The organism is uncultured Microbulbifer sp. (assembly GCF_947489355.1).
In the GTDB taxonomy this organism is placed as follows: domain Bacteria; phylum Pseudomonadota; class Gammaproteobacteria; order Pseudomonadales; family Cellvibrionaceae; genus Microbulbifer.
Map to the genome: position 1 here is coordinate 1 of NZ_CANLDD010000123.1, position 2934 is coordinate 2934.

At 52.8% G+C, this 2934-nt stretch carries 5 protein-coding genes and 1 pseudogene; 2 read left to right on the plus strand and 4 right to left on the minus strand.

Features of this window, described 5'->3' with window-relative positions; genetic code table 11:
• Positions 1-206: 206 nt before the first annotated feature.
• Genes Q1A48_RS20875 through Q1A48_RS20885 form a run of 3 tightly spaced genes read right to left on the minus strand, consistent with a single transcriptional unit; the run spans position 207 to position 1176 of the window.
• Positions 207-512 (minus strand): DUF6378 domain-containing protein, encoded by a 306-nt coding sequence (locus Q1A48_RS20875; protein WP_299948729.1) that lies wholly within the window; start codon positions 510-512, stop codon positions 207-209.
• Positions 509-844, minus strand: coding sequence for a hypothetical protein (locus Q1A48_RS20880; RefSeq protein ID WP_299948731.1), 336 nt, complete (start codon positions 842-844; stop codon positions 509-511). The genes Q1A48_RS20875 and Q1A48_RS20880 overlap by 4 nt, the downstream gene beginning before the upstream one ends.
• On the minus strand, positions 841-1176 hold the full coding sequence (locus tag Q1A48_RS20885; protein ID WP_299948733.1) for a helix-turn-helix transcriptional regulator: 336 nt from the start codon (positions 1174-1176) through the stop codon (positions 841-843). The genes Q1A48_RS20880 and Q1A48_RS20885 overlap by 4 nt, the downstream gene beginning before the upstream one ends.
• Before the next feature lie 646 nt (positions 1177-1822).
• Between Q1A48_RS20885 and Q1A48_RS20890 the strand changes: the two genes are divergently transcribed.
• Positions 1823-2284, plus strand: coding sequence for a hypothetical protein (locus tag Q1A48_RS20890; protein WP_299948735.1), 462 nt, complete (start codon positions 1823-1825; stop codon positions 2282-2284).
• On the opposite strand, the pseudogene Q1A48_RS20895 reads toward Q1A48_RS20890, so the two are convergent.
• A pseudogene (locus Q1A48_RS20895) lies at positions 2271-2570 on the minus strand (transposase); the annotation flags it as partial. The gene Q1A48_RS20890 and the pseudogene Q1A48_RS20895 sit on opposite strands and share 14 nt — an antisense overlap.
• Between Q1A48_RS20895 and Q1A48_RS20900 the strand changes: the two are divergent.
• Positions 2569-2862 (plus strand): hypothetical protein, encoded by a 294-nt coding sequence (locus Q1A48_RS20900; RefSeq protein ID WP_299948737.1) that lies wholly within the window; start codon positions 2569-2571, stop codon positions 2860-2862. The pseudogene Q1A48_RS20895 and the gene Q1A48_RS20900 overlap by 2 nt on opposite strands.
• Positions 2863-2934: the final 72 nt, after the last annotated feature.

The following is a 2934-nucleotide window of genomic DNA, read 5'->3' on the forward strand; positions in this document are numbered from 1 at the left end:
AGAGCTACTGTTGAGGGACGAATGTTTTTACGACGTTGGAATTCAGATATAAATCGTTGCACCTCCCTTATTATCGCGGTGGCTTTTTTATTGAGTTGTAAAGTTGAAACGTCCATGATTAATCCCTAAAAAGGGGCCCAGTACCAAAGGCCCTAAGCTTGGGGGTTACAGCTGACTGAATGCGCCAGGGGCGCGGTGGAAATTCTTTATCTCCTGTTCTTTGCTGCGGCTTCACCGGCCAGGGCAAAGTAGGCAGCGCCGTCTTCGTAGTCGTCTGGTACAAACACCCCGCAGCTTGCACGAGATTGCTTCAGTAGCACCATAAACTGCCATCCCTGCTCTTCCGTGAGATCAAACCCGTAGAGGGCATTAAAAGCTGCAACGGTTTTGGCCATGGAGCGTTCGCCGTTTTCCGAATCACGTTGTTCAGCACGGTCACGCATATGCTGAGCGGCTTTTTTCAGGAAGGAGTGGGCGCTGTTGTCTGGTGGTGAAACCGTTTCAGAGCTCACGCGGCTTCGCTCCCATTGATTTGCTGTGCGAGGTGATCGAGGGATGCGAGGTAATCAGTGGCAGCTTCCCGGCTTTCGCTGAGGGCGTTTTGTATGGCCTCTGCACGGTTTGCGCCGTGGCCCTGTGCCAGGCCTGAAGCAGGGCTAAGGAGATCGTCTGGGTTGATGTTTAGGCAAGCGTGGTAGCGCAGGCTGCCGTCGAACCTACGCCGGCAGATCATATGCCCGAGGATATCGCCCTGCAGCACAACGGTTTCCATGCCGACCACTGGCCTATCGGGGTTTTTCCCTGTGTCGGTGATTGGGGCTGTTATAAATTTGATGCGCTTCATACGGTGTTCTCCCCCTGGTTGCGTATGCGAATAGTTTTAATGGTGGGTTTGCGCTGGAAACGGGTACGGAGTTGTTCCTGGGAATCGGTGCCGGCGCTGACAATGATTGAGGCGAGCAGGCCGAACTGGATCAGGCCGTGTTTAATGGCTTTAGCGACGGCATCGGTACTGTTACGGGCGTGCAATTTAAAGAAGCATTCAGTCAACAGGTTGGCGACATTGGCGATAGAGCAGTGCATGGCGGCGGCGGTTTCAGCATTGCTAAGGCCGCGAGCGCGGTGTGTCAGCGCTTCAGCCTGGCGGGGGGCCAGCTTGCGATAGGTGGCTTCCATGTTGTTCTCCAGTATCCTTAAGTAAATGTAAACATATGGTTATAAATAAAGTCAACACTTGTTTATAAACATTAAAGATGTGTGATTACATGCCTGGGGTCTAGTGAATGAGACATGGGCTCATTTACACTGGGTTCCCACCTGGGGGAACGTGAATAACAACAAGGAGGGATGGGGTAATCACCCCGAAAACCCACCGAAACGAAAAGTAGAATTTTCCCGTCAGCTTACTCGGGTCGTTCAACAAGTTTTCGACCGTGCCTACGACGAAATGCGTCAGGCTGAGGGTGAAGATAGCGCGCATAAGTTGAAAGAAGCTTCTACACATTGGCTGAGGCATACAGGAGCTAGTATGGAAATTGAGCGCGGCCGCGCCCTAAAGGACTTATCTAGGGATTTGGGGCAATCCAGTATGGCCACAACCGATACTGTTTATGTTCACACAGAAAGCAAGGTTCGAGCTAAGAGCGGGAAGCAACGGGACGTAAAGTGATTCCTTGAATTGCGCTTTGAGGTTTTTAATATTTAGTTGTAGTAGTTTAGACTTGATCTGACAGAGCACCGCCTGAGAAACCGGTAACTGTCAGATCAAGTCTGAACTACTACATATAATTCCTATACCCACCCCGAGTCAGAGGATACAGACATGCCACAGCCCGATAACGCCCTCACCGACGTGCCCTATTGGCGCATCACAGCGCTGCGCATTGTGTACTTGCTTATCGTCCTCGGCCTCAGCAGTTTTGTCTGGCAGCAATTGCTGTTCGAAGCGGCCGAACTGGCCACCATGACCGGCATTGCGAAAGCCATGATGGCCACCCTCGTCATTCTGAGCCTGTTTGGCCTTCGATACCCGCTCGATCTGCTGCCCGTGCTGATCTTCGAACTTGTGTGGAAGATGATCTGGATGCTTCTGATAGCCCTTCCCGCCGCTTTGGATGATCGGTGGACCAGCAGCACTGAACGGGTCTTTTTCGAATGCGCTGGCGTGGTTGTGCTGTTCGTCATCATTCCGTGGCGTCATGTTTGGGCGCGGTGGTTCACCCGGCCCGGCGAGCCATGGCTTCCCACCAATCTGCCTGAGGGACACACCATAGCTCGTCGGTAAGCTGGGTTTGATGCTTCTTGACGATCTGTGGTTCGAAGGTGCCGGCGCGGTCCCGTGGTGTCTGCAGCCCGAAGCTGCCCGCCGGGCTTTTCATGGTCTTGGATGTATGGCCATTTTTGCGGTTGGGCTTGCCCTCGCCGGCGAGGTGCTCCTCCAGCTCCGTGCTCATGGCTGCTTCGGTAAGCTGTTTGATCAGAGGCGTCAGGATGCCATCTTTGCCGCTGAGGTCTTTGCCCTCACGCAGCGCCTTGACAGCAGTATCCATATTGAAAGTAGGTTTGGTCATGGGTCATCTCTTTTTTGCTAATGATAAAGAAATGACACAGAATTCTGAACACTACCCTAATCCAGAAAAGTCGCTCGCCGTATCCAAGGCTATTGGGGCAGCCTCGGCGAAGCAAAAGGCTGTGCCACTCTCGTCAATTGCAGAGCGCAAGGTGTCATTTTGGCTAGGTGTCGGAGTATTCTGGATGCCGTATATTTTCGCCTGGCTATTACTGCGCCCAGGACATAGTAAGGATGCGCGCGTGCTGGGGTTTGTTTGGCTGACGCTGTATCTGTTAATCATACTGGTCTAGTCCAAAAGGGAGACCCCCCGGCTTTGCCGGGGAGGCACGCATAGTTTGACAGATCCGGAAGTCCCATAGTAA